The sequence below is a fragment of the Saccharothrix sp. genome (assembly GCF_031180885.1).
Classification (GTDB): Bacteria; Actinomycetota; Actinomycetes; order Mycobacteriales; family Pseudonocardiaceae; genus Actinosynnema.
In genome coordinates this window covers 49,518-73,531 of the sequence record NZ_JAPSLK010000018.1, presented here as the reverse complement: position 1 = coordinate 73,531, position 24,014 = coordinate 49,518, and the positions used below count along the sequence as shown (strand labels likewise).

Genomic DNA, 24,014 nt, shown 5'->3' with positions numbered 1-24,014 from the left:
CCGGCACCTCTGTGTGCCGGGTCCGCGCACCACTTAACCAGACTCGCTCCACCCTGTCGGAGCAACCCTGGACACTGAATCGAGCCACTTGCCGTCAAGTGGAAAATTCAGGCCGCACGGACTATTTTCGGCGTCCCCGGTTGTGTTACCCGCGGGAAACCTCAATAAAACCTCAATTCCTTTTCGTCAGCTTTCGGGCAGGGTCCACCGGGGTGGTTCGACGGTGACCCGGGCGATGGGCGCCGTGGTCTCGACGTCGGTCGGCGGTGGTGCCACCGGGGTGATCGGGACCGTGGTCTCGGCGCTGTCGTCGTGGCTGTGCTGCTGCTGGGCTTGGGCGGCTTCGTCCTCGCGGCGGCCGGCTTCGTAGGCGACGAGGGCTTCGGCGAGGAGTTCGGCGAGGCTGAGGTCGCTCTTGGGCCGGCGGGAGGCGCGGGTGGCGCTGGGCGAGCCGTCGGTGAGGTCCACCGTCCGCCCACCGACGACCACGGTCCGCACGAACGGCTCACCCCCTTCGGTCTCCACTTCCGCCTCACCCTCGCCCTTCGCCTCCACCGGCGCCGGCTCCGGCGTCACCGGGGTTTCGGGCAACAGCGGGGTTTCGGCCGCCGTCTGCGTGACTTCGGCGGTCGGAGCGGGTTCGGCCGTCGGCGTGGCTTCGAACGTCGGTGTGGCTTCGAACGTCGGAGACGTTTCGGACATCGGGGTGGTTTCGGGATCGACCGAAGTCGGTTGCGCCGGGGTGGGCTGGGCCGGGGCTGCCGGGGGCTCGTCGCGCTCGACGTCCCCGAACCCGAGGAACCCCGTGGGCGTCCCGAGGTCCGACTCGACCGGCAGCTCGGGCACCCGCGCGGTGGGGATGACCGGCCCCTTGATGAACGCGGCCCCGAGCCCGACCGGCGGCAGGTCCTCGTCCCGCTCGGAGGGCTTGACCATGGCGGGCGAGTCGAACATGTCCACGTCGGCACCCTCCCGCAACCGCTGGGGAGCCTCGACCCGCCACTGGACCTCGACCTCGTCCGAAGCGGACTCCTCCACCTCCGGCGCCCGCCGCCGCCCACCGGCCCGCTGGGAGTCCAGCAGGCCGGCGGCCTTCAGGGTCTCCAACACACTCCCGCCGTCCGACCCCTGCGGAACAACGGCCTGCTCTTCCCCTTCAGCAGCCTCCCGAACCGCCCGCCGCCGCCCACTGCGCACGGCGCCGGCCGCGGCGATGAGCCCAGCCGCGGAAACCGTCCGCTCCCCGGCACCTTCCTGAGCCGCCGCTGCTTTCTCGGCTTCGGGCTGGGCGGGGAGGACGGGTGCTTCGGACTCGCTCGCAGAGGGCACTTGGGGAACGTCCGGTGCCTGGGGAACGTCCGGTGCCTGGGGAACGTCCGGCTGTGGCACGACGGGCGGGTTCACCGGCATTTCCGGAGTCGCAGGCTGGGCCGGCGGGATGGCCACACTAGACGGGACCTCTGACGCGGGCTCGATCGGCTGCATGGGCTCAGCGGGCGGCGTCACCTGAGGGGGCGTCGGCTCGGGTGTGGATGGTGGGAACAGCGTGTCCGAGGCGGCGAAGGCGGCCGACGTGATCGGGGTCGACACGAAGGGCGTCGCCGGGAAGGAGGTTCCCGGGAAGCGTGGCGCGGGGGGCGGGAGCTGCGGCGACGGGTCGGGCGTCGCGGCTGCCGGCTGTGGTTGGGGGGCTGCCGGTTGGGGGGTGGGCGGCGTCGGCGCGGCAGGCTGCGACGTCACCGGCACCTCGGGCGGCGTGGGCACAGCGAATGGCGCCTGCGCGGCGGGCTGCGACGTCACCGGGAGTCCGGGCGGCACCGGCGTAGCGGGCTGCGATGTCACCGGCGGTGCCGGCGTAGCGGGCTGCGACGTCACGGGCGGAGCGGATGGCGTCGGCATGGCGGGCTGCGACGTCACCGGGGGTGCGGATGGCGTCGGCAGTGCGGATGGCGTCGGCTGAGCCGCCGGTGGCGCGGGTGGGGTCGGGTGAGCCGTCGGTGGGGTGGGGGGCGTCGGCTGGGTGGCGGTGGGTGCCGGGGGTTGGGGTCGCAGGGCGGGCGGTAGGGGTGGGAAGAGGGGCGGGGAGGGAGGGTCGTGGGGGGCGAAGACCTGTTCCAGGTACGTGCCGGCGCGGGGGCGGGGGCGGGCTTCGGCGGTGCTGGTGTGTTGGGGGCGGCCCCGGGTGGTTTCGGGGTCCGGCGTTGCCAGGTCTGGAGTTGGCTGGGCCGGAGTCGAGGTCGGCGACGCTGAAGTCGCCGGGGGTGCGGTCGCTGCGGCCGGGGGTGCCGGGTTTGGGGTTGCCCGGGTGGGAGTCACCTGGCCTGGGGTTGCCTGGGTGGAGGTTGGGTCGGCGGGAAGGGTGGGTTCCGGGGCGCGGCGGCGGCCGGAGCGGGTGGGGGATGGGTCGGCTGGGCTCGCCGAGCCGGCTGGGGTGGCTGAGCTGGCTGGGCTCGCTGGGCCGGCTGAGCCGGTTGGGGTGCCCGAGTTGGCGGGGTCGCCGAAGGGGTGGACCAGGCGCCAGCGGTCGGCGGCGTGGGCCCTGGCGGCGGAGATGCCTTCCACCGTCATGTCCTCGGCCGCTCGGCGGGCTCGTTTCACGCGTAGGCCGTCCGTGCGGTGGACCTGTACTGGGCGCCACTGGCGCAATTGTTGCTTGGTTTCCGGGGTCAGGCCGGGCTCTGGGCGGGCATGTGGCGAGGTTGTCTGGCGGAGTAGTGCGGCCAACTGGTCGTGCAGGCCTGATGGCCGGCGGTGCACGCCGGAGAACTCGGCGGCCAAGCGGGCGCGCACGGCGTAAACAGCCCTGGCTCGCCGGCGTTCGGCGGCGTGGGCGGAGCGGAGGTTGGCCAGGGCCTCGGTCAGGTCGCCGGATACCTCGTGCACGTGCGCCAAAGCCAGCAGGCTCTCGGCTTGCAAGGTGTCCAGTTGGTGCCGTTCGGCGCTTTCGGCGGCCTCGCGGAGGAGATCGCGGGACTGGTCGACGCGACCTGCGGGGAGGTGGACTCGGCTCGCCAACGCCAAGCGCAGCCAACCGGACGCTGTTGCGGATGGGGCTCGGACAGGGCGTTCCAGGAACGGGGTGCCGGCCTCGGACGCCTCGGCGTGCTTGTCCGCGTCCATCAGGGCGCAGACCAGCTCGACGGTCAGGGCACCGCGCACCTGGCCGCTGTCGGACTCGGGGTCGGTGAGTTGGTCGATCAGCTCCACACCCTCGTGGGCCGCCGCGATCGCCGCCTCCAGGTCACCCCAGCGGCGGTGTTGGCCGGCCGCTGCGGCGCGGAGCAAGCCTCGCAGCAGCAGGGTGGTGTCGTGGTCGAGTACCGGGTCCGAGGTGTAGAGCTGGTCGGCTTCCTCCAGCGCCTGGGTCAGCGCGGAACCCCGCCCCACCGACACCAGGCACTCGCTCGCCTGGACCAGCGCCGAAGCCCGCAGGGCGTCCGGAACGCCCTCGGCCTCCAGCACCGGTCGGACGGCGGCGAACCCGGTCAGCGGCGCGCCCACGGCTCGGGCGATGTCCGCCAGCTCGACCCGCAGGCGCCACGCCGTCTCGTGCTCGGCCTCCGACTCGGCCGCCTTGAGGGCGTCCAGCGCCCGGTCGGCGACCCGCACGCCCCGGCCCATCCGGTTGCTCGCGAAGACCACCAACGACTCCGCGCGCAACCGGTCGACCTCGTCGCGGCGAGCGGAGGCGAGCGCCAGCGCGCGCTCGCCCAGCACCAGAGCCAGCTCCGGTGCCCGCCAACGCAGCCGCCAGGCGGGCACGACCAGCGTGCTCACCTCGACGTCCGCCTGCGCTTCGCCCCTCGCCGCCACGATGTCCCTACCTCGGCTCAGTCTCGTGTGAGCTTGCGGTAGGTGACGCGGTGCGGTCGGGCCGCCTCCGCGCCCAGGCGCTCCACCTTGTTCTTCTCGTAGCCCTCGAAGTTGCCCTCGAACCAGTACCACTGGGCCGGGTCCTCGTCCGTGCCCTCCCACGCCAGGATGTGGGTGGCGACGCGGTCGAGGAACCAGCGGTCGTGGGAGATGACCACGGCGCAGCCGGGGAACTGCTCTAGGGCGTTCTCCAGCGAGCCGAGGGTCTCCACGTCCAGGTCGTTCGTCGGCTCGTCCAGCAGGATCAGGTTGCCGCCCTGCTTGAGGGTGAGCGCCAGGTTGAGCCGGTTGCGCTCGCCGCCGGACAGCACGCCCGCGGGCTTCTGCTGGTCCGGGCCCTTGAAGCCGAACGCGCTGACGTACGCCCGCGACGGCATCTCGACGTTGCCGACGTGGATGTAGTCCAGGCCGCCGGAGACGACCTCCCACACGTTCTTCTTCGGGTCGATGCCCGCGCGGTTCTGGTCGACGTAGGACAGCTTGACCGTCTCGCCGATCTTGACGGTGCCGGAGTCCGGCTCCTCCAGCCCGACGATGGTCTTGAACAGCGTCGTCTTGCCGACGCCGTTCGGACCGATCACGCCGACGATGCCGTTGCGCGGCAGGCTGAACGACAGGCCGTCGATCAGGACGCGGTCGCCGAAGCCCTTCTTGAGGTTGTCGACCTCGACCACGACGTTGCCCAGGCGCGGGCCCGGCGGGATCTGGATCTCCTCGAAGTCGAGCTTGCGGGTCTTCTCCGCCTCCGCCGCCATCTCCTCGTAGCGGCCGAGACGGGCCTTGGACTTGGCCTGGCGCGCCTTGGCGCCGGACCGGACCCACTCCAGCTCGTCCTTCAGGCGCTTCTGGAGCTTCTGGTCCTTCTTGCCCTGGACGGCGAGGCGCTCGGCCTTCTTCTCCAGGTAGGTGGAGTAGTTGCCTTCGTAGGGGTGTGCCTTGCCCCGGTCCAGCTCCAGGATCCACTCGGCGAGGTTGTCCAGGAAGTACCGGTCGTGGGTGACCGCCAGGACGGCACCGGAGTACTGGGCGAGGTGCTGCTCCAGCCACAGGACGCTCTCCGCGTCCAGGTGGTTGGTGGGCTCGTCGAGCAGCAGCAGGTCGGGCTTGCTCAACAGCAGCTTGCACAGGGCGACCCGGCGGCGCTCACCGCCGGAGAGGTTCTTGACGTCGGCGTCGGGCGGCGGGCAGCGCAGGGCGTCCATCGCCTGCTCCAGCTGGGAGTCGAGGTCCCACGCGTTCGCGTGGTCCAACTCCTCCTGGAGGGCACCCATCTCCTCCATCAGCTCGTCGGAGTAGTCGACGGCCATCTTCTCGGCGATCTCGTTGAAGCGGTCCAGCTTCACCTTGATCTCGCCCAGGCCTTCCTGGACGTTGCCGAGCACGGTCTTCTCCTCGTTGAGCGGCGGCTCCTGCTGGAGGATGCCCACCGTGTAGCCCGGTGAGAGGTACGCCTCACCGTTGCCCGGTGTGTCCAGGCCGGCCATGATCTTCAGCACGCTCGACTTGCCGGCCCCGTTCGGGCCGACCACGCCGATCTTCGCACCGGGGTAGAACATGATCGTGACGTCATCGAGGATGACCTTGTCCCCGTGCGCCTTGCGCACCTTCTTCATGGTGTAGATGAACTCGGCCATGCCCGCGATCGTAGAGCGGTGCCGATCGGGCAAGTACCTCGGACGCCGGCAACGAAGGATGCGACAACGCAGAGTTAACGCGAACGTGGGTCACCCACACCTGTAACAGCGTGCGATGACCGCTCAGGTGGGGCGCTGTGACCAGCGGATCCGGCCTGATGCGCGAACTCGGTGCGGTGTCAAGCCCTGATGCCTGCACGGGACCCGCCGACGGACGCCGACCCCACGACCTCCCTCCTCGACAGCTCGGTGACGGCGACACTCGACGGGCATTGTGCAACCTGGGCCGGTGGTCGGACCCGTTTCGGGCGTTCATGCCCCGAACGGCTCAGGCCACGACTTCGGTTGCGCCGGCCCGCTGCCGAGCGTCACCGCCAACCGGCCGCCGACTGCTCCACAAGCGGCGGATTCGCGCCCCGTCCAGGTGGTGGGACGACTCGGGGACGGCTGGGACGGCTCGGGATCAGAACGGCACCTTGTCCACCTCCTTGGCGGGCGATTCGAGGGGTGACTCGATGGGCGACCCGCGTTTGCGGCGGGCGCGGGAGACCTCTCCTTCCTTGCGCTGGGTGGCGACGGTGGGTGGGCCGGCGGTGGGTGGGCCGGCGGTGGGTGGGCCGGCGGCGGGTGGGGTCGGGGCGGGTGGGGTCGGGGTGGCGGGGTTGTCGGGTTCGGGGGGTTTTGCGGGGCGCTTGCCGCGTGCCGGCGTGGCGGGTGTGGCTTGGGGCTTCGTGATCGCTGCCGCGCACTTCGTCAGGTCGATGCCGACGGCGTAGGCCTCGACGTCGATGAACTGGCGGTACCGACTGCCCTCCGGCAGTTCCTTGACCGTCAGCTTGCCCGCGACCACGACCGGGTCGTCCTTGGCCAGCGATGCCTTGACGTTGTCGGCCAGGTCGCGCCAGCAGGTGACCGACAGGAACATGTGGTTCCCGTCGACCCACTCCCGGTTGTCGGCGTCCCAACGGCGCTCCCGGGTCAGCATGCGGAAGTTGGCGCGGCTGTACCCCGGGCCCACCTTGGTGCACGTGACCTCACTGGCCACCGACCCGGCCAGCGTGACGCGCGTCTCGTTGTAAGCCATGACTTCCTCCCGGAACCAGTGATCTTCGTGAGTCCAGGTTCCCCAGTCCTGATGAGGGCGGAAAGGGTCGAACCCGGATCTGTGGACAACTCAGGGCCTGTGGACAACTTTGAATGAGTGAGTCCTCACTCGTTGACATGAGTGAGGACTCACTCATACAGTGGCCGCATGGCCGAGGACACGACGCAAAAGCGCAGGCGCGCCCCAGCGATGAGCCCCGAGGACCGTCGGGAGGCGATCGTCGCGGCCACCGTGCCGCTGCTGTACGACCACGGCGCGAACGTCACGACAAGCCAGATCGCCAAGGCCGCGGGCATCGCGGAGGGCACCGTCTTCCGCGCCTTCAAGGACAAGCAGGAACTGCTCGCCACCTGCGTGAAGTCCGTCCTCGCCGTGGACGCCGAGCTGCGGTTCCTCGAAGACGCCCGCCAGGCGGCCACCCTCCCGGAGCGGCTCTCATGGGCCATCAGCGCCGTCTCGGGCTACCTCGACCGGATGTGGAAGCTGATGAGCGTCCTGCGCGACTCCGGCTACCACCCCGACCACGAGAAGCAGAAAGGGCCGCCGGTCGAGATGCAGCGCATCTCCGAGGGCGTGGCGCGGCTGTTCGGCCCGGACGCCGACGACCTGCGCATCGACGCGTCCCTGGCCGCCCGGCTCCTGCTCGGCCTCGTGTTCACCAACCGCATGCAAGGCGACGGGTTCGGGGACTCCGCCGCCGACACCGACCAGCTCGTGGAGCTTTTCCTGCACGGCGTACTGAGGGGAGACCGGTGAACGACCTGATGATCGAGGCGAGGGACGTCGGCAAGGCGTTCGGCGCGCACAAGGCGCTGGAGGGGGTGAGCGTCTCCGTCCCGAAGGGCACCGTCCTGGGCCTGCTCGGCCACAACGGCGCGGGCAAGACCACCCTGGTCAACGTCCTCACCACCATGCTCCCGCCGGACGCGGGCACCGCCCGGGTGGCCGGCTTCGACGTGGTCCGCCAGGCCCACCAGGTCCGCAGCCGGATCGGGCTCACCGGCCAGTTCGCCTCCGTCGACGAGGGCCTGTCCGGGCTGGACAACCTGGTCCTCATCGCCCGCCTCCTGGGCGCGTCCACCAAGGAGGCCAAGTCCCGGGCGGGCGAGCTGCTGGAGCTTTTCGACCTCACCGAGGCCGCCAAGCGACCCTCCCGGACCTACTCGGGCGGCATGCGGCGCCGGCTCGACCTCGCCGCGGGCCTCGTCGGCCACCCCGAGGTGGTCTTCCTGGACGAACCGACCACCGGCCTCGACCCGGCCAGCCGCCTGGGCCTGTGGGAGATCGTGGAACGCCTGGTCGACGACGGGACCACGGTCCTGCTGACCACCCAGTACCTGGACGAGGCGGACCGCCTGGCCGACCGGATCACCGTGCTGGCCCAGGGCAAGGTCGTCGCCGCGGGCACCAGCGCCGAGCTCAAGGCGCAGGTCGGCCGGCGCACCGTCACCGTCACCCTGGCCGACGTCTCGGACGTGCCCAAGGCGCAGGACGCCCTGGAACGCGCCGGGATGCAGCCGGTGCCCGCGCTCAACACGCTCACCGCGCCCGTGACCTCGTCCCGCGAGCTGGCCGTGGTGGTCCGCGCGCTGGACGAGGTGGGCCTGGAGGCCACCGAGCTGGCCCTGGCCGAACCGACCCTGGACGACGTCTACCTGACCCTCGCGGCGCACGCGGCCTGACCGGAGGAGACCCATGACCGCCCTCACGGCCACGCGCTGGCGTGGCACGGACTTCGGCACCCAGGTCCTGGTGCTGACCCATCGGTCGCTGCGCACCCTCGTCAGCGACCCCCGGATGATCGTCTTCAGCGTCCTGCAACCGCTGATCATGCTGACCCTGTTCAGCCAGATCTTTGCCGGCATCGCCAACACCCCGGGCTTCCCCGCCGGCGTCTCCTACATCGACTACCTGATGCCCGCGATCCTGGTGAACACCGCCATGCAGTCGGCGCTCCAGGCGGGCGTCGGGCTGGTGACGGACATGAAGAACGGCGTGCTGGCCCGGTTCCGGTCCCTGCCGATCCGACTGGGTTCGGTGCTGGTCGCGCGCAGCCTGTCCGACCTGGTCCGCACGGCCGCGCAGCTGGTGCTGATGCTGCTGTTCGCGGTGACCATCTTCGGCTTCTCCCCCGCCGGCGGGGTCGCGGGCGTGACCGTGGCGCTGGGCCTGTCACTGGCCGTCGGGTGGGGACTGGGCTGGATCTTCCTCGCCGTCGCGACCTGGGTGCGCAACGCCGAGTTGATGCAGACCGTGGGCTTCCTGGCGATGTTCCCGTTGATGTTCGCCTCCAGCGCCTACGTGCCGGTGTCGGGTCTGCCGGGCTGGTTGCAGGCGGTGGCGAACGTCAACCCGTTGACCCACGCCGTCGACGCGGCGCGTGGGCTGGCCCTGGCGCAGCCGGTGAGCGGCGTGGCGGGTGCGCTGGTGACTAGTGCGGGGCTCGCGGTGGTCGGGTGGATCTTCGCGGTCCGGGGCTTCCGCAAGCCGCTTTAGGAGACCGACCAGGTGATGTCCAGGGTGTTCAGGACGCCCACCGCGTCGAACGCCTGGGCCGGGGCGAGCACGCCGGGTTTCGCCACACCAGCGGTGAGCCTGCGTGCCGCCTCGGCCAAAGCCGTGGCGGGAAATGGTGGCTATCTCCGGTAGGGCGAACTTCCCGACCGGAGAAGGGTTCTGGGTCGCCGGGGAACAAGAAGGACGACGTGCGGACCGGGCGCGATGGCGGCCCGAATCACTGGCTCTCCGTGCAGCTCGAACGGGGCCACGCAGTTCACCACCACGTCGCAGCCCCGCAGGACATCGGTCAGGCGGTCCCAATCGTCCAGGGTCGCCACCTCGAACGGTCCCAGCCCGCGCAGCCGCTCGGCGTCGCGTCCCACCCGGGGCTGTCGCGCCCGGCGAATACCGGCGCTACTCCCGTTCGGACAGCTTGCGCAGCATCGCGTTGTAGGCGGCGAGGTCCGCGTCACCGTCGGCGTCGGCCTTGCGGTCGGCGCGCCGAGCGTCCCGGTCGTCCGAGCGCGCCCACTGCACCAGCAGCGCCACCATCACCACGATCAGCGGCACCTCGCCCGCCGCCCACGCGATGCCGCCGCCCAGCCGCTGGTCCTCCAACTGCGAACTCACCCACGGCAGCGCCAGCGCGCGGTAGAAGTTCTCGCCGATCACGTTCTGCGAACTCATCAGCACGATGCCGAAGAACGCGTGGAACGGGATGGACGCGAACAGCAGCCCCAGCCGGCCCAGCGGCGGCAACCGCTTGGGCGCCGGGTCGATGCCGATGACCGGCCAGTAGAAGACGTACCCGACCAGGATGAAGTGCAGGTTCATCAGCAGGTGGGCCCAGTGGAAGTCCAGCGCCCAGTCGAACAGGCCGGAGAAGTACAGCCCGTAGAACGACCCGACGAACAGCGCCAGCGCCACGAACGGGTTGGTCAGCACCCGCGCCACCGGGGAGTGCACCAGGGCCAGGATCCACTCGCGCGGACCGGGCGGGTTGCCCTTGCCCGCGACCGGCAGCGCTCGCAGCGCCAACGTCACCGGGCCGCCCAGAACGAGCAGGATCGGGGCGAGCATGGAGAGCAGCATGTGGCTCTCCATGTGGATGCTGAACATCGCGGGCGAGTACCGGCCGATCCCGGACGAGGTTGCCACCAGCACGGTCAGGCAGCCCGCGACCCACGCGATCGTGCGCCCCACCGGCCACGCGTCACCGCGCCTGCGCAGCCGCCGCACGCCCAGCAGGTACACGACTGCCAACGCGATCGCGCCCGCGCCGAAGATCAGGTCGAACCGCCAGTCGAACAGCAGCCGGGTGATCGTGGGCGCGCCCGCGAGGTCGTAGCCGATGCGGATCTCGACCGTGCTGGGGAACACCCGGCCCTCGGGCGGCGGAGGCGTCCGGCTCAGCGCGCCGGCCAGCCCCAGGGTGAGGAACATCAGCAGGACCTCGACGCCCGCGAGCTTGAGCAGCGCGCGCCCGGTGCCGGTCGCCTGCACCTCCTTCACGCTCTTGGTGCGGTGCAGGTAGCCGAAGACGCCCAGGACGATCAGCGCCGCGACCTTGCCCAGCACGAGCAGGCCGTACTCGCTGGTGAACAGCACGCTCCAGGGCAGCCGGACCTTGGCGTTGATGACGCCGGAGACCGCCATGATCAGCCAGCACACCAGCGCGAGCTTGGAGAACCGCTCGGTGGCGAGCCCCAGGTGGGCGCCGCCGCGCCGGCCGTGCGCGAGCAGCGCGATGAGCCCGCCGACCCACAGCGCCGCCGCCACCAGGTGGTACAGCAGGCTGTTGGTGGCCACGTCGTGCGCGCCTCCGCCGGAGGAGTGCCCGGTCACCGCCACCGGCATCAGGGCGAACACGGACAGCAGGAACAGCACCACCGTCCAGTTCCACGACAGCACCAGCCGGCAGCCCAGCGCGAGCAGCGCCACCACGACGGCGGTGATCATCCACGCCTTGGCCTGTTCCATGAACCCGGCCAGCTGGAACAGGACGGACGGCTCGATGACCGCGCCCACCGGCTGGCCCAGCGCGTCGGCCACGGTGAACGGCACGGACGCCACCGCGCCCAACGTCCACAGCAGAGCCGTCCAGGCCGCCGTGCGCAGCGCCGCGTAGCCGTCGGCGGCCAGGGTGCCGTTCTCCTGGGGCGGGACGAGGAACGCGGCCAGCAGCAGTGAGCCGATCGTCACGGCCGCGGCGGACTCGGTCAGCACCCGCACCACGAGCAGGCCGACCCGGTCCGCGCCGGTGAGCGTCGCGAGACCCGCCGCCACCACCGCGGCTATGGCCGTGCCGACGACCAGCAGGGGGATCAGACCGGTGCGCTGCGTTCGGGTGGGCGCGTCGATGGGCACGTGTCCGAGCGTAGGCGGAGCGGTGGCACGACCACCAACCGCCGGACGTGCGGCGATCACACCGGCTACCGTTGCCTGTCGTGACCAGCACCCGCACGTTGCTCCTGGTGGCCCTGTCCGCGCTCGTCCTCTCGGGGTGCAGCTACACCATCAACGGCGACGCGCTCCCCGAGGCCGGTTTCACACCCTCGTCCACGCCGCCGTCCACCTCGTCCGGGTCGCCGGGCGGCGCGCCGAAGATCGCCAAGCAGCGGTCGGTGTCCGGGGTGGACCCGTGCAAGCTGCTCAGCGCCGACGACCTCAAGCCGGTCGGGTCCCTGGTCAAGGACCCGGCGCGCAAGGACGACCTGATCCAGGAGTCGTGCCAGTACGTGCTGCCCGACGGCAGCGTCGTGGCCGCGCTGTACCAGAAGTACGAGCACGTGCGAGACCGGCAGCCGAAGGGCCGCGAAGTGGTCGTGGAAGGTCACTCGTCCTGGGTGCTGTGCGAGCGGGACGGCAACGCCACCGTGTGCACGACCACCACGGCGGTGAACCCGAACCGCAGCGTCCTGGTCGCCATGTCGCTCAACGGCGGCAAGGAGGACCAGATGGTCGCGGTCCTCCAGCCCATGATCAAGGCCGCGGTGAACCGGCTCCCCGCGGGTTGAGTTCCCTGGTCCGGGCGGCGCGCGCGGCGAACACCGTGGGCACGATCAGGGCGATGATCACCGCCACGCAGCCCAGCGACACGCTCAGGTCGGTGGCGTGCGCGATGCCGCCGACCAGCGGCGGTCCGACCAGGAAGCCGGTGTAGGCGACGGTCGTCACCAGGCCGATCTCGCGTTCGCCGCCGGTGCCGTCGGCGCGCTTGCCCGCGTCGCCGGCGAGGTCCATGACCACCGGGAAGCAGAACGCGAGACCCAGGCCGACCAGCGCGAAGCCCGCGTACCCGGCGGCGGGGACGGGCACCGCGACGGCCAGCGCCAGGCCGGTCGCGGCGACGATCGCGCCACCCGCGAGCAGCCGGTACGGGCCGAGGCGGCGCTGAGCGGGTTCGCCACCCAGTCGGGCGATGGCCATGGCGATGGAGAACCCGGCGTAGGCCGCCGCGCCGGCGGCCTCGCTGACCTGGCGTTCCTGGACGAAGAACAGGGCGGACCAGTCGGAGGTGGCGCCTTCGGCGATGGCGGAGAACAGCGTGATGCCGGCCAGCAGCCACAGGACCGGGCGGCGCAGCACGGGTCGGCGGTCCTCGGCGGTTTCGGCGGTCTCCCCCGTCGCGCCCGGGATGTGCTTGATGAGCAGGGCCATCGTCACCGCGCCGATGGCGGCGGCGGTGAGGAGGTGGCGTTCGAGGCCCCAGCCCGCGCTGGCGGCGGCGGCCGCGCCGAGCGAGCCGAGGAGTCCGCCGATGCTGAAGCCCGCGTGGAACTGGGGCATCAGCGGCCGGTCGAGCGCGCGGGTGACGGCGACGGCGGCCACGTTCATGCCGACGTCGAGGGTCGCGCCGCAGGAGCCCAGGACGAACAGGATCAGGCCCAGGTGGAGCGGGGTGGCGGCGAGGGTGAGGGCGGGCACGGCGACGACCGTGACCGCGACGCCGGCGATCACCAGCTTGCGCGCGCCGAGCGTGGCGCAGGCCTTGGCGGCGAAGGGCGCGGTCAGGGCGAGGCCGATGCTCGCGCCGAGGAGGGCGAGGCCCAGGGTGCCCTCCGTCGCGCCGACCTGGGCCGCGAGCGCGGGCATCCGGGCAGCCCAGGACAGGAAGAGGGCGCCGTTGAACAGGAAGACGGCGAAGACGGCTGCGCGGGACACGCGTTCGAGTGTGGCTGAAGCGCTTCAGAACGTCCAACCGATTACCCGGTTAACCTCAGCACGTGGACCGTCCCCGGAAGCCGACCCTCGACACCGTCGCCAGTGCGGTGGGGGTGTCCCGTGCGACGGTCTCCAACGCTTACAACCGGCCGGACCAGCTGTCCGCGGCGTTGCGGGAACGGATCTTGGAGACGGCGGCGTCCCTCGGTTACGCCGGGCCTGATCCGGTCGCGCGGAGCCTGGCCACCCGGCACAGTGCGGCCGTGGGGTTCATGCTCGGGCAGCAGCTGTCGGCGGCGTTCTCCGACCCGGCGGCGTCCATCGTGCTGGACGGCTTGGCTTCGACCGTGGATGGCCACGACCACTGCCTGGTGCTGATGCCCGGCAACGAGACCGGCGGACCTCGTCCGTCGACCGTCGCGCGGGCCGCCGCGGACGTGGTCGTCGCCTACTCCCTGCCCGACAACGCGCCGGCTCTGGACGCCGTCCGCGCCCGCGGCCTGCCGCTGGTGGTGATCGACCAGCCTGTGCTGAGCAACACCGCTCGGGTCGAAGTGGACGACGAGGGTGGCGCTCGGATGGCGGCTGCGCATCTGCGTGGGCTGGGGCACACCCGGTTCGGCGTGATCACGTTCGGGCTGCAGCCGGACGGCTTCACCGGCTTGGCGAGCCCGTCCCGGCAGGCGTCGGGGGTGTTCCGGGTGAGCCGGGACCGGGTGGCGGGCTACCTCTCGGTGGTCGGGCCGTGCCCGGTGTTCGAGGTGCCCGGCAGCCGCCGCGACCTGGGCCGGACGGCGGCCCGTTCACTGCTGCGTTCTGCCGTGCGCCCGACTGCGTTGTTGTGCGCGTCGGACGAGCTGGCCTTCGGCGCCCTCCAGGCCGCGCACGAGCTGGGGTTGCGGGTGCCGCAGGACGTGTCCCTGGTGGGCTTCGACGACGTCCCGTTCGCGCAGTACTCGGACCCACCGCTGACTACTGTCCGTCAACCCTTGACGGAGAAGGGGCGGCGCGCGGGTGAGTTGGCCCTGCGGCTGCTGGACGGCGGTAGACCAGGCGAGCCGTCCAGACTGCCGGTCTCGCTCGTGGAGCGCGACTCGACAGCCCCACCGGAGTGATCCACCTCACTTTTAGGCCGTCTTGATCACTCTTCTGGTGCCTGGACGAAACGGTCCGCGCCTTCCGGACGATGTGTCCGATGGGGCAGCTACCCTGCTACTGCGTGTGGTCGCTGCCCTCAAGCCTCCGTAGCTCAGTGGAGAGAGCGAGGGACTTCTAATCCCGAGGTCGCAGGTTCGAATCCTGCCGGGGGCGCTCTTGCGCTGGTAGTACCGCTGGGTGCCGATCTCCACCAAGATCGGCCCAGCCTTTGTCCAGGGGTTTCCGCAACCTGCTGTGGCTTGAGACCGGCCTCAGGGATGCCGGCGTGGACCGCCCAGTGCTCCCACCACGGCCCGGACCACCAGTTCGGCCCTGGACCTTCCGGCCTCGACTAGGTCTGTGGTGTCGTCCGGGAGTTCGTGGACCTCGTTCAGGAGGGCCAGGTAGACCTGGCGGCACCAAGCCGGGCTGGTGGCGGTGATTTCGCCGGACTCGCGGAGTTGGGCGAAGATCTCCTCCAGGCCTGCCGCTACCTCGGGGCTCAGGGCGGAGCGGCAGTTGTCTTGGGCGCTTACCAGGTCCATCGCGTAGCGGTGGCTGACCTTCAGGTCGAAGACGATTTCGGTTAGGCGGCGGAAGGCCACCAGTGGGGGTGGGTTGCCGACCTTCGACTGGGCCAGGGCGCTGAGGTAGCGCTGGTTGAGTTGCTCGGTGAGCGCGTCCAGCAGCGCCTGGCGGGAGGCGAAGCGGCGGTGGACGGTGGCTCGGGTCAGGCCGGCTGCCTCGCCGATGCGTTCCAGGGACGCGGCCGGATCCGCGGCCAGCACCTCCTCGGCGGCGGCGAGGATGCGGGCGGTGTTGTGCTCCGCGTCTGCTCGTAGTCGGCGCGCGGCGGGCGTGGTCAATCGGGGCCTCCCTCCAACCCGACACAAATGATACACCGCAGTCTCACTTGTTGCGGTAAGTGCGACAGGTGTGTATCAGTTAGGGGGACCTAGGAGGGTGTCATGGATCTGGGGCTGGACGGCAAGCGGGTGTTGGTCACGGGGGCCAGCAAGGGGATCGGGCTGGCGATCGTCAGGTCGTTCTTGGCGGAGGGGGCGTCGGTTGTTGCCACGGCGCGTCGCTCTACGGCTGAGTTGGAGAGCACGGGTGCCGTGTTCATCCCGGCTGATCTGTCGACGGTGGACGGGCCGGGGCGGGTGTTGGAGGCCGTGCTGGCGCTGGACGCGCGGCTTGATGTGTTGGTCAACAACGCGGGTGGAGGTAACCGGGCGGACGGGATGCTGGGGGATCCATTCAGTGGTGACGATGACGCTTGGAGGGAGGTGTTCGACCTGAACCTCAACGCGGCCGTGCGCACTACGCGGGCCGCACTACCCGCACTGGCCGAGGCACGAGGGGCCGTCATCAACATCAGCTCCAGCAGCGCCCGCGACCCGCACACCGCGCCGCTGCCCTACGCGGCGGCCAAGGCTGCGCTCAACGCCTTCACGCGTGGGCTCGCCGAGGCGGCGGGGCGGATGGGGGTTCGGGTCAACGCCGTCTCCCCCAGCGCCACGCGGACCGAACTCCTGCTGGGTGAGGACGGGTACGTCGCACACGTCGCCGCGCAGATGGGCCTCGAGTTCAGCGACCTGGTCGCGACCCTGCCCCAGCAGGTCGGCATGGTGACCGGCGACCTGATCGACCCGGACGAGATCGCCCGTGCGGTCGTGTTGCTCGCCTCGCCGACCATGCCCAGTGCCATCGGGTCGAACTGGACCGTGCATGGTGGTGCGATGAAGTCCGCATGAAGCAGCGGGTTAGCTTGTGAGCGTGCGGATTGGGGATCTTGCTCGGGTTGCCGGGGTCAGTGTGCGGGCGTTGCGGTACTACGAGGAGGAAGGGCTGGTTCGGCCCTCTCGGGCGGAGAACGGGTACCGGTGCTTCGAGGAACGGGATGTCGAGGTGGTTCGGCAGATCCGGGGGTTGATCGAGGCCGGGTTGCCCACGCGGATCATCCGGGACGTGCTGCCCTACCTCGACGGACCTGGGGAACTGATGCCTGAGGTGCCGTGCGAGCACATGTTGGACGAGGTCGCCGCGCATCGGGATGCGCTGGAGCGGCGGATTCGGTGTCTCACGCGGAATCGGGATGCGTTGAACGCGTACTTGGACGCCGCGGTGCGCAGGTCGGCTTGAAGGCTTGACCATGACGCTTGCGTGAGGGTTTTAGCGTCGGTCGCATGAGCGAGCGGAAGACCATGCGGGCGTTGCGGCAGGAGTCTTGGGACGGGCCTTCGGATCTGAGGCTGGTCGAGGTGGACGTGCCTTCCCCCGGGGGTGGGGAGGTGCTGGTTCGGGTCGGCGCGGCTGGGGTCAACTTCGCTGATGTCATGCAGTCGCGGGGGGTGTATGACGGCGGGCCGGCCGCGCCCTACCTGGCCGGGTTTGAGGCTGCGGGTGAAGTGGTGGAGGTCGGGGACGGGGTTCGGGGGGTTGGGGTTGGGGACTTGGTCGTGGGGGCTGGGAGTGGGGCGTTTGCCGAGTTTGTGGTGATGCCGGCTGCCGGGGTGGCTCCGGTGCCTGAGGGGTGGCGGGCGGAGCAGGCGTTGGGGTTGGTGTTGAACTGGGGGACCGCGTTGGCGGCGCTGCGGGCCCTGGGGCGGCTTCGCAGTGGGGAGACGGTGTTGGTGCAGGCCGCGGCGGGTGGGGTCGGGCAGGCCGCGGTGAAGATCGCCAAGTACTACGGGGCAGAGGTGATCGGGACGGCCTCCGAGCAGAAGCACGACGTGGTGATGGCGGCGGGGGCGGATCGGGTGCTTGAGTACGGCGAGGTCGAGGGGGTGAGGGGCGTTGATCTGGTGCTTGAGTCTGTGGGTGGGGACGCGTTCCGGCGGAGTCTGGCGGCGGCTCGGCGGGTTACCGGGCGGGTGGTGGTGTTCGGGGCCGCGGGTGGCGAGGCCGCAATCAGCAACTGGGAGTTGGTGTTCAAGCACCAGGTGCAGGTGATGGGGCTGCACATCGGCAGCATGGCGCAGGAGGCGCCGGAGGTTTATGCCGAGGTGATGCGGGAGCTGGAGACCTTGCGGGACGCGGGGGTGTATCTGCCGGGTGAGCCCGCCGTTTATGACCTGAGTGAGGGGCCGACTGTGTTGAGCGAGTTGGCGGCGGGGCGGACTGTGGGGAAGTTGGCGTTGAGGCCCTGACAACGAGCGGTGGCCCTCGGGAGGGGGTTCCCGAGGGCCACCGGCCGTGCACGCCGAGGGGGGCGGCTTACACGGGTTGGAGGGAGTTGGCTGTGGCCCGGACGGGTCCGTTCGGGCGGAGGGTCAGCAACGGGTTCACCGACAGGGTGTGGGCTGTGGTGTCGAAGCGGAAAGAGTTGAGGAGTGTTTTCAGGAGGATCGTCGACTCCATCATGGCGAACTGCATGCCGATGCACGCCCTCGCGCCCCCGCCGAACGGGATGTACGCGTAGCGGTGGGTCGGGCCGCCGTTCATGAACCGGTACGGGTCGAACGTGGTGGGGTTCGACCAGAAGTCCGGGTGGCGGTGGGTGACCCACGGGGAGATCAGGATCTGCGAGCCCGCGGGCACCCGGTGACCCGCGATGGTGGTGTCCACCAAGGTGATCCGCTCGGTGCTGTGCGCCGGCGGGTACAGGCGCATGCCTTCCTGGATGGTCGCCCGGACCAGGGTGTCGTCCAGGGACAGGGCGATGTCCGACTGGATGTCGGGGCGGCGGCCCAGCTCGTGCAGGGTGAACGTGAGGGCGCCGGCGGTGGTTTCGTGGCCTGCCAACAGGAAGCCCAGGACCTCGTCGCGGATCTCCTGCTCCGACAAGCCGATACCGGTGTCCGCGTCACGGGCGGTGCGCAGGCGGGTCAGGAGGTCGTCGGCGTCCGGACGGGCCGGCAGGGCCAGGACGCGGTCGGTGATCGCGAACAGCCTGCGGCGGATGTCGCGGAGCTTGCGGTTGCGCGGGGTCGGCAGGGACAGCGGCAGGGTGAACAGTTGCAGGCGCCGGGCGGTGGAGGTCTCGCCCAGTTGCTGCACCAGTTCCTGGAGTTCCTCGACCACGTCGTCGATGGCGTCGCCGAACAGGGCGCGGCCGACGACCCGGAGGGTGTAGCGCTGCATCAGGTCGTGCAGGTCCACCGTGCCGGAGCGGAGTGACGGGTCGTCCACGATCTTGGCCGCTTCCTCGGCCATCAACGTCGTGTAGCCCATGACTCGGCGGTGCGTGAAGAGCTGCTGCACGAGCTTGCGGTGGCGCTTCCACGTTTCGCCGTCGAGCGTGAGCAGGCCGTCGCCGATGCTCTCCCGGATCACCTTGAACCCGGCCGTGTCGCGGCCGAACACCTCCGGGTCGGTCATGGCGCGGGTTACGTCGTCCGGGTGGAACGCCCCGTACACCGTCCGCCCGGCCCACGACGGCCCGAACCGGTACGCCACGAGGTCGCCGTGCTCGGCGAACGTGCTCTCCAACGTGCCCAGCAGGTCCGCGACGAACGCGGGCACCACGCCCAGCAACGGGTGGCCGGCCGGCCCGGGTATGGCGCTCATCGGTTTCTCCTGAAATCGGCGTGGAACGGCTCGACGTCCACCGGTGGTTCCGGCAGCACGGCCGTGAGTGCGGTGACCTTGGACCACGTCATCGCGATCTGGTCGAGGTCGGCGTCGCCGACGGGGAGTTCCAGCTCGCCGAACGCGTCGGCCAGCCACTTGCGGGCGTTGGGGTCCACGGTGTCGGTGGGCGCTTCGGGGGCGGCGACGGGAGCCCACTCCCCCGCCGGGAACGAAGGCACCGGGCGGTCGTGCCAGTCGGTCCGGCGCTGGTAGACGTCGGCGATCGCGGCCAGCTCGAAGTCCTGGCCCGGCGCGGCGGCCAGTTGCAGGGACAGCGGCATCCCGGCGGCGTCGAAGCCCATGGGCATTGCCAGAGCGGGGAAACCGACCGCGCTCCACACGCTGGGCAGCCACGAGATCGTCTGGAGGCCGGCGGCGTCGTCGTAGCGCGGCGCGCCGGCGGGCCACGTCGGGGTGGCGATCACGTCCACCTCGCCGAACCGCGAGCGCAGGGCGTCGGCACCCCACCGGCGCACGCGCTGCGCCCGCAGGTAGGTCTCGGCGGTCAGCACGCCGCCCAGCGCGACGTTCCACCGGAACGGCCGCCCGTAGTCGGTCCACCGGGACCGCAGGTGCGTCCCGTGCACCTCGAACGCCTCCACCAGCAACGTCACCAGTTGCGCGGCGACCAGCGGGAAGCCTTCGTGCGCCGGCACGTCCACCACGTCAGCGCCCGCCGCGCGCAGCTCGTCCAGCGCGGCCTCGAAGGCGGCGGACGTGTCCCCGGTCAGCGCGGCGGCGTATTTCACCAGGTCGAACGGCACGCCCACGCGCACACCGGACAGGTCGTCGAGGTGGGTGCGGGAGAGTTCGTAGGGCCGGTCGGCCATCACGGCGAGCAGCCGGGCGCACTCGCGGGCGGTGCGCGCCAACGGGCCGGCGGTCTCCATCGACCGGGTCAACGGCCGGATGCCCGCCGCGGGCAGCAACCCCTGGGTCGGCTTCAGGCCGGTCACCCCGCACAGCGCGGCCGGGATGCGGATGCTGCCGTTGCTGTCGGTGCCCAGGCCCGCGTCGAACAACCCGAGGGGGATGCCGTTCGCGCTGCCGCAGCTCGACCCGCCGGTCCACCGGTTCGGGTCCCACGGGTTGCGCGGCACCGGGAACGCGGCGTCCGGGTCGGGCCGGGACAACGCGTGCTCGGCCATGGTGGTCTTGCCGACGACGGTGGCGCCGGCGGCCCGCAGCCGCGCGACCACCGGGGCGTCCCGGTCCTCCCACCACGTCGGGTCGTGGACGGCGCTCTGCGCGGTGCTCGGCGCGCCGGCCACGGCGATGATGTCCTTGACGCCCACCCGGACGCCGGCCAGCGGACCGTCCACATCGGATGGAGCCTCCGGGAAGCGGTGCAGGAAAGTGCCCAGGGAGTCCACGTCAGCTCACCACCGAGAACTTCTGCCACCCGGTCGCGACGACCTCGGGCGCGCCGAACGTGTCCTGGGGGTGCGCCGGGTCCCAGCCGTTGTTCAGGTGCGCGACCAGGGTGCCGTCGCCGCGCAGGCCCATCAGGTCGGGGCGGCCGTTGAGGTCGAGGTCCGTGACGGTGATGATCTCGTACTGCTGCCAGCCCCGGCTGAGGGTGAACCACCGGCCCTCGCCCCGCCACCACGGCCCGTCGCCGGACTCGTCGAAGGCGAACTCGTACACGTCCAGGTCGCCGTTCTTGCGCCGCACCAACAGGTCCGGGCGGCCGGTGCCGGTGATGTCGGCCATGGCGAACGGGAAGTCGTCCACGTCCACGGTGACCAGCCGGTGCGCGGACTTGTCGTAGGTCTCGTTCTCCTTGACCTCGCGGCGGTTGAAGAACGCGTCCACGTGGCCCGCGTCCTGCTCCCGGCCGAACATGTCGTCGCAGCCGTCGAGGTCCACGTCGTAGATGCCCAGCGTCTCCCACTTCTTGTCGTCGCGGGCGCCGGAGATGCGGATCGGGTCGGCCAGGGTGTCCAGGCCGTTGAGCCCGCCCTTGTTGGGGTACAGGAAGATCCCGTGGTGCTCGTTCATCGGCCGCATGCTCAGGCCGAGGACGTCGGCGTAGCCGTTGCCGTTGATGTCGATGGTGCGCACCAGGTAGTGGTCGCGCCGCGGGTCGAAACCGGTGCCGATGAGCACCGGCTCACCGAACGTCCCGGTGCCCTGGAAACTGCCCCCGTGCGGGAAGACGAACAATTCCCCGGTGACGTCGTCGCGGACCATCACGTCCATTCGACCATCACCGTTGAACGAGTGACAGTGCCCGTTCCCCTTCATGCGTGCCACGCAGCACCTCCCCGAGCGGGCGCGGCCTGAACGCGCACCCAACCGCCACAACAGGCCTGATCATGACCGGTGCGAACGGCCCGGGGGTACCCCTACCGCAACCCCTGGCACCCCACAAAAAACCCACCCCGACCACACATCCCGCGCCCGCGCCCACTATTTCCGGCCGTCCACCGGGGAGGTGCTGCTAACAATAGGCGCACACCCGCGCCGACCCAAATGGGGAAAATCCACATGGACAAAGGAATCGGGCACACCGCGACCCCGCCCGCGCTCGCCGTGGTGGCTCCGCCGGCGCCGGCGATCCGCGTGTCGGGCCTGCACAAGCGGCACGGCGACGTGCGCGCGGTCAACGGCCTGGACCTGGAGATCGCGCCCGGCGAGGTCGTCGCGCTGCTCGGCCCCAACGGCGCGGGCAAGTCCACCCTGGTCGACCTGGTCCTCGGGCTCGCCACCCCGGACGCGGGCGAGATCCGCGTGTTCGGCCACACCCCGCGCGAAGCCGTCACCCGCGGCGTCGTGGGCGCGATGCTCCAGGAGGGCGCGCTGCTGGACGACGTGTCGATCCGCGAGCTGCTGACCATGACCGCGGGCCTGTACCGGCACGCGCTCCCCGTGGACGACGTGCTGGCCCGCACCGGTCTGACCGACCTCGCCGACCGCCGCGGCCCGCTGTCCGGCGGCCAGCGGCAACGCCTGCGGCTGGCCATGACGCTGGTGTCCGACCCGCGCCTGCTGGTGCTGGACGAGCCGACCGTGGCGATGGACGTCGAGTCCCGCAACGTGTTCTGGGCGTCGATCCACGAGTTCACCGCCACCGGCCGCACCGTCGTGTTCGCCTCGCACTACCTGGAGGAGGCCGAGGAGTTCGCCGACCGGGTGGTCCTGGTGCGCCGGGGCAAGGTCGTCGCGGACGGCTCGGTCGCGCAGATCCGCTCGGTCGTGGCGGGCCGGTCGCTGTCCGCAGAGGTGCCGGGGGTGACGCTGGAGCAGCTTCGGCTGCTGCCCGGGGTGATGGCCGCCGAGGCGCGCGGCAAGCGGGTCGAACTCGTGTGCGCCGACTCCGACGCCGCCGCGCGGGAGCTGTTCGCCCGCCACCCGCAGGCGCGCGACGTGGAGATCGGCTCCATCGGCCTGGAGCAGGCGTTCCTGGCCCTCACCGCGACGGAAGACGAGGCTGCCTGATGAACGCCGGTTTCCTGCTGTTCGAGGTGCGCCGGGTGGTGCGGGCCCGCCGGTTCTGGATCATGGCTTTCCTCTTCCCCACCCTGATGTACCTGATCCAGGCCAACCTGTTCAGCGACCTGTTCGCCGACCGCGGCGGGGTGGACTTCCGCGAGCACCTGATGGGCAACCTGGCCGCGTTCGGGGCGTTCTTCGTGGCGCTCAACGTCGGCACGCGGGTGGCGATCGAGCGGTCCACGGGCTGGCAGCGGCAGTTGCGCATCACGCCCTTGTCCGCGCCGTCCTACCTGGTCGCGAAGCTCTCCGCCGCGATGGTGGTGGCGCTGCCCGCGATCGCCGCGGTGGCGGCGGTCGGCGCGCTGGTGGAGGGCGTGCGGCTGCCGCTGGGCGGCTGGCTGCACCTGGTGCTGGGGATCTGGGCGGGAACGCTGCCGTTCGCGCTGCTGGGCGTGTTCATCGGGCAGATCGCGACGGCGGAGAGCGTGCAGCTGCTCACCTCGATGTCGCACATGCTGCTGGGGATCCTCGGCGGGGCGCTGTTCCCGTCGGTCGCGTTCCCCGGGTGGATGCAGGCGGTGTCCACGGTCCTGCCCAGCCGCTGGCTCGCCGAGATCGGCCACGCGGCCGTGGGCGAACCCGCCAAGGGCGCCACGGCGGCCGTCGTGCTGGCCGGCTGGACCGTGGTGCTCGGCGCCGCGGTCGTCATGCGGTACGTGCGGGACAGCGCCCGCGTCTGACGTCTTCCACTGCTACGACAAGGGAATCCCACGTGAAGAAGAACTCCTGGCAGATTCTGCGCAAGGGCGGGCAGGGTGGGCTCACGCTGACCGTCGACTTCACCAGCACCGGCCGCACCCAGGCGTGCTTCCGCGACCTCGTCCCCTTGTTGAGCGCGCCCGGCGAGATCTGGGAGACCGTCGCGCCGGCCGCGGGCGCCGAGGACTCCATGACCGGCGCGGACTACGTCGAGCGCTGGGCCAAGGCCGTGCGCAAGCGCGAGCGGACCGTGGACACCGTCATCGGCTACTGCGCGGGCGCGGTGTTCGCCGCACCGCTGGCGACCCGGCTCGCGGAGTTCCAGGACACCGCGCCGCAGCTGATCCTGCTGGACCCGGAGCTGCCCAACATCGTGGGGCTGTACCGGGACTTCCACGCCGCCGCCGACGCGCTCAAGACGATCCTGTCCCCCGACGAGATCACCAAGTTCCACGCGGACGGGCAGGCGGTCCAGGAGCGGCACGGGTTCGAGGACCTGTCGCTGATCGGTCCGGCGCTGGCCGGGATCTTCCGCGACGCCATCGACGTGGCCGGGCAGCGGCTGGGCCTGGACGAGGACGTCCGGGGCGAGCTGGGCGGCAGCTTCGCGTCCTTCGTCGGCTACCTGCGCGCCGCCACCGAGCTGGACCCGGTGCCGCTGTGGGCCGGGGCGACCGCCATCACCTCGTCGCACTCGACCCAGCGCGGCGCGGAGTTCGCCCGGGACATCCGGCTGGACGTCGACCACGACCAGATGCTGCGCCACCCCGACGTGGCCGCGGCCGTGTCCGAGCTGATGACCGGCGCGCTGCGGATGGCGGGGTAGCCCA

Annotated in this window: 20 protein-coding genes and 1 tRNA gene; 12 read left to right on the top strand and 9 right to left on the bottom strand. The window is 71.0% G+C overall.

The window, feature by feature from the left end:
* Positions 1–186: 186 nt before the first annotated feature.
* The 3 genes from RIN75_RS21635 to RIN75_RS21625 form a co-directional block, all read right to left on the bottom strand.
* Complete coding sequence (locus tag RIN75_RS21635; protein ID WP_309113809.1) at positions 187–3,813, bottom strand: hypothetical protein; 3,627 nt, start codon at positions 3,811–3,813, stop codon at positions 187–189.
* 17 nt (positions 3,814–3,830) lie between these two features.
* Positions 3,831–5,507 (bottom strand): energy-dependent translational throttle protein EttA, encoded by a 1,677-nt coding sequence (ettA, locus tag RIN75_RS21630; protein WP_309113808.1) that lies wholly within the window; start codon positions 5,505–5,507, stop codon positions 3,831–3,833.
* A gap of 463 nt (positions 5,508–5,970) precedes the next feature.
* Positions 5,971–6,591, bottom strand: coding sequence for a single-stranded DNA-binding protein (locus tag RIN75_RS21625; protein ID WP_309113807.1), 621 nt, complete (start codon positions 6,589–6,591; stop codon positions 5,971–5,973).
* Between the two features lie 168 nt (positions 6,592–6,759).
* Between RIN75_RS21625 and RIN75_RS21620 the strand changes: the two genes are divergently transcribed.
* The 3 genes from RIN75_RS21620 to RIN75_RS21610 are packed head-to-tail and all read left to right on the top strand — an operon-like array spanning position 6,760 to position 9,108.
* The gene (locus tag RIN75_RS21620) at positions 6,760–7,368 is read left to right on the top strand and encodes a TetR/AcrR family transcriptional regulator (RefSeq protein WP_309113806.1); all 609 of its coding nucleotides are present in this window, start codon (positions 6,760–6,762) and stop codon (positions 7,366–7,368) included.
* Positions 7,365–8,294 (top strand): ATP-binding cassette domain-containing protein, encoded by a 930-nt coding sequence (locus RIN75_RS21615; RefSeq protein ID WP_309113805.1) that lies wholly within the window; start codon positions 7,365–7,367, stop codon positions 8,292–8,294. The genes RIN75_RS21620 and RIN75_RS21615 overlap by 4 nt, the downstream gene beginning before the upstream one ends.
* 13 nt (positions 8,295–8,307) lie before the next feature.
* Entirely contained in the window at positions 8,308–9,108 is an 801-nt protein-coding gene (locus RIN75_RS21610; RefSeq protein WP_309113804.1) for an ABC transporter permease, read from the top strand.
* A gap of 417 nt (positions 9,109–9,525) precedes the next feature.
* Here RIN75_RS21610 and RIN75_RS21605 read toward each other — a convergent pair whose 3' ends face one another.
* The gene (locus tag RIN75_RS21605) at positions 9,526–11,478 is read right to left on the bottom strand and encodes a cytochrome c oxidase assembly protein (RefSeq protein WP_309113803.1); all 1,953 of its coding nucleotides are present in this window, start codon (positions 11,476–11,478) and stop codon (positions 9,526–9,528) included.
* 80 nt (positions 11,479–11,558) lie between these two features.
* Here RIN75_RS21605 and RIN75_RS21600 point away from each other — a divergent pair, with 80 nt between their 5' ends.
* Complete coding sequence (locus tag RIN75_RS21600) at positions 11,559–12,128, top strand: DUF3558 family protein (protein WP_309113802.1); 570 nt, start codon at positions 11,559–11,561, stop codon at positions 12,126–12,128.
* Here RIN75_RS21600 and RIN75_RS21595 read toward each other — a convergent pair.
* Positions 12,094–13,275, bottom strand: coding sequence for an MFS transporter (locus tag RIN75_RS21595; RefSeq protein ID WP_309113801.1), 1,182 nt, complete (start codon positions 13,273–13,275; stop codon positions 12,094–12,096). The two genes, RIN75_RS21600 and RIN75_RS21595, sit on opposite strands and share 35 nt — an antisense overlap.
* A gap of 62 nt (positions 13,276–13,337) precedes the next feature.
* On the opposite strand from RIN75_RS21595, the gene RIN75_RS21590 reads away from it, so the two are divergent.
* Together RIN75_RS21590 and RIN75_RS21585 are read left to right on the top strand one after the other, a co-directional pair.
* Positions 13,338–14,390 carry a LacI family DNA-binding transcriptional regulator gene (locus tag RIN75_RS21590; protein ID WP_309113800.1) on the top strand — a complete coding sequence of 351 codons (1,053 nt, stop codon included), beginning with the start codon at positions 13,338–13,340 and terminating at the stop codon, positions 14,388–14,390.
* Between the two features lie 123 nt (positions 14,391–14,513).
* Positions 14,514–14,586, top strand: a tRNA-Arg gene (locus RIN75_RS21585).
* Between the two features lie 98 nt (positions 14,587–14,684).
* On the opposite strand, the gene RIN75_RS21580 is transcribed toward RIN75_RS21585, so the two are convergent.
* On the bottom strand, positions 14,685–15,278 hold the full coding sequence (locus tag RIN75_RS21580) for a TetR/AcrR family transcriptional regulator (RefSeq protein WP_309113799.1): 594 nt from the start codon (positions 15,276–15,278) through the stop codon (positions 14,685–14,687).
* Positions 15,279–15,380: 102 nt separating this feature from the next.
* Between RIN75_RS21580 and RIN75_RS21575 the strand changes: the two genes are divergently transcribed.
* From RIN75_RS21575 to RIN75_RS21565, 3 genes are read left to right on the top strand one after another with little or no spacing between them, the layout of a single operon-like run.
* A complete protein-coding gene (locus RIN75_RS21575) occupies positions 15,381–16,169 on the top strand; it encodes an SDR family NAD(P)-dependent oxidoreductase (protein ID WP_309113798.1) in 789 nt (262 codons plus the stop codon).
* Positions 16,170–16,191: 22 nt separating this feature from the next.
* Positions 16,192–16,557, top strand: a complete 366-nt coding sequence (locus RIN75_RS21570) for a MerR family transcriptional regulator (RefSeq protein WP_309113797.1) — start codon at positions 16,192–16,194, stop codon at positions 16,555–16,557.
* Positions 16,558–16,601: 44 nt separating this feature from the next.
* The gene (locus RIN75_RS21565) at positions 16,602–17,564 is read left to right on the top strand and encodes a zinc-binding dehydrogenase (RefSeq protein WP_309113796.1); all 963 of its coding nucleotides are present in this window, start codon (positions 16,602–16,604) and stop codon (positions 17,562–17,564) included.
* 67 nt (positions 17,565–17,631) lie between these two features.
* Here RIN75_RS21565 and RIN75_RS21560 read toward each other — a convergent pair whose 3' ends face one another.
* The 3 genes from RIN75_RS21560 to RIN75_RS21550 are packed head-to-tail and all read right to left on the bottom strand — an operon-like array spanning position 17,632 to position 21,234.
* Positions 17,632–18,924 carry a cytochrome P450 gene (locus RIN75_RS21560; RefSeq protein WP_309113795.1) on the bottom strand — a complete coding sequence of 431 codons (1,293 nt, stop codon included), beginning with the start codon at positions 18,922–18,924 and terminating at the stop codon, positions 17,632–17,634.
* On the bottom strand, positions 18,921–20,360 hold the full coding sequence (locus tag RIN75_RS21555) for an amidase (RefSeq protein ID WP_309113794.1): 1,440 nt from the start codon (positions 20,358–20,360) through the stop codon (positions 18,921–18,923). The genes RIN75_RS21560 and RIN75_RS21555 overlap by 4 nt, the downstream gene beginning before the upstream one ends.
* Position 20,361: 1 nt before the next feature.
* A complete protein-coding gene (locus RIN75_RS21550) occupies positions 20,362–21,234 on the bottom strand; it encodes a VCBS repeat-containing protein (protein WP_309113855.1) in 873 nt (290 codons plus the stop codon).
* A 243-nt stretch (positions 21,235–21,477) separates the two neighbouring features.
* On the opposite strand from RIN75_RS21550, the gene RIN75_RS21545 reads away from it, so the two are divergent.
* The 3 genes from RIN75_RS21545 to RIN75_RS21535 are packed head-to-tail and all read left to right on the top strand — an operon-like array spanning position 21,478 to position 24,010.
* Positions 21,478–22,428, top strand: a complete 951-nt coding sequence (locus RIN75_RS21545) for an ABC transporter ATP-binding protein (protein WP_309113793.1) — start codon at positions 21,478–21,480, stop codon at positions 22,426–22,428.
* Positions 22,428–23,165 carry an ABC transporter permease gene (locus RIN75_RS21540; protein WP_309113792.1) on the top strand — a complete coding sequence of 246 codons (738 nt, stop codon included), beginning with the start codon at positions 22,428–22,430 and terminating at the stop codon, positions 23,163–23,165. The genes RIN75_RS21545 and RIN75_RS21540 overlap by 1 nt, the downstream gene beginning before the upstream one ends.
* A gap of 32 nt (positions 23,166–23,197) precedes the next feature.
* The gene (locus tag RIN75_RS21535) at positions 23,198–24,010 is read left to right on the top strand and encodes a hypothetical protein (protein WP_309113791.1); all 813 of its coding nucleotides are present in this window, start codon (positions 23,198–23,200) and stop codon (positions 24,008–24,010) included.
* Positions 24,011–24,014 lie beyond the last annotated feature (4 nt).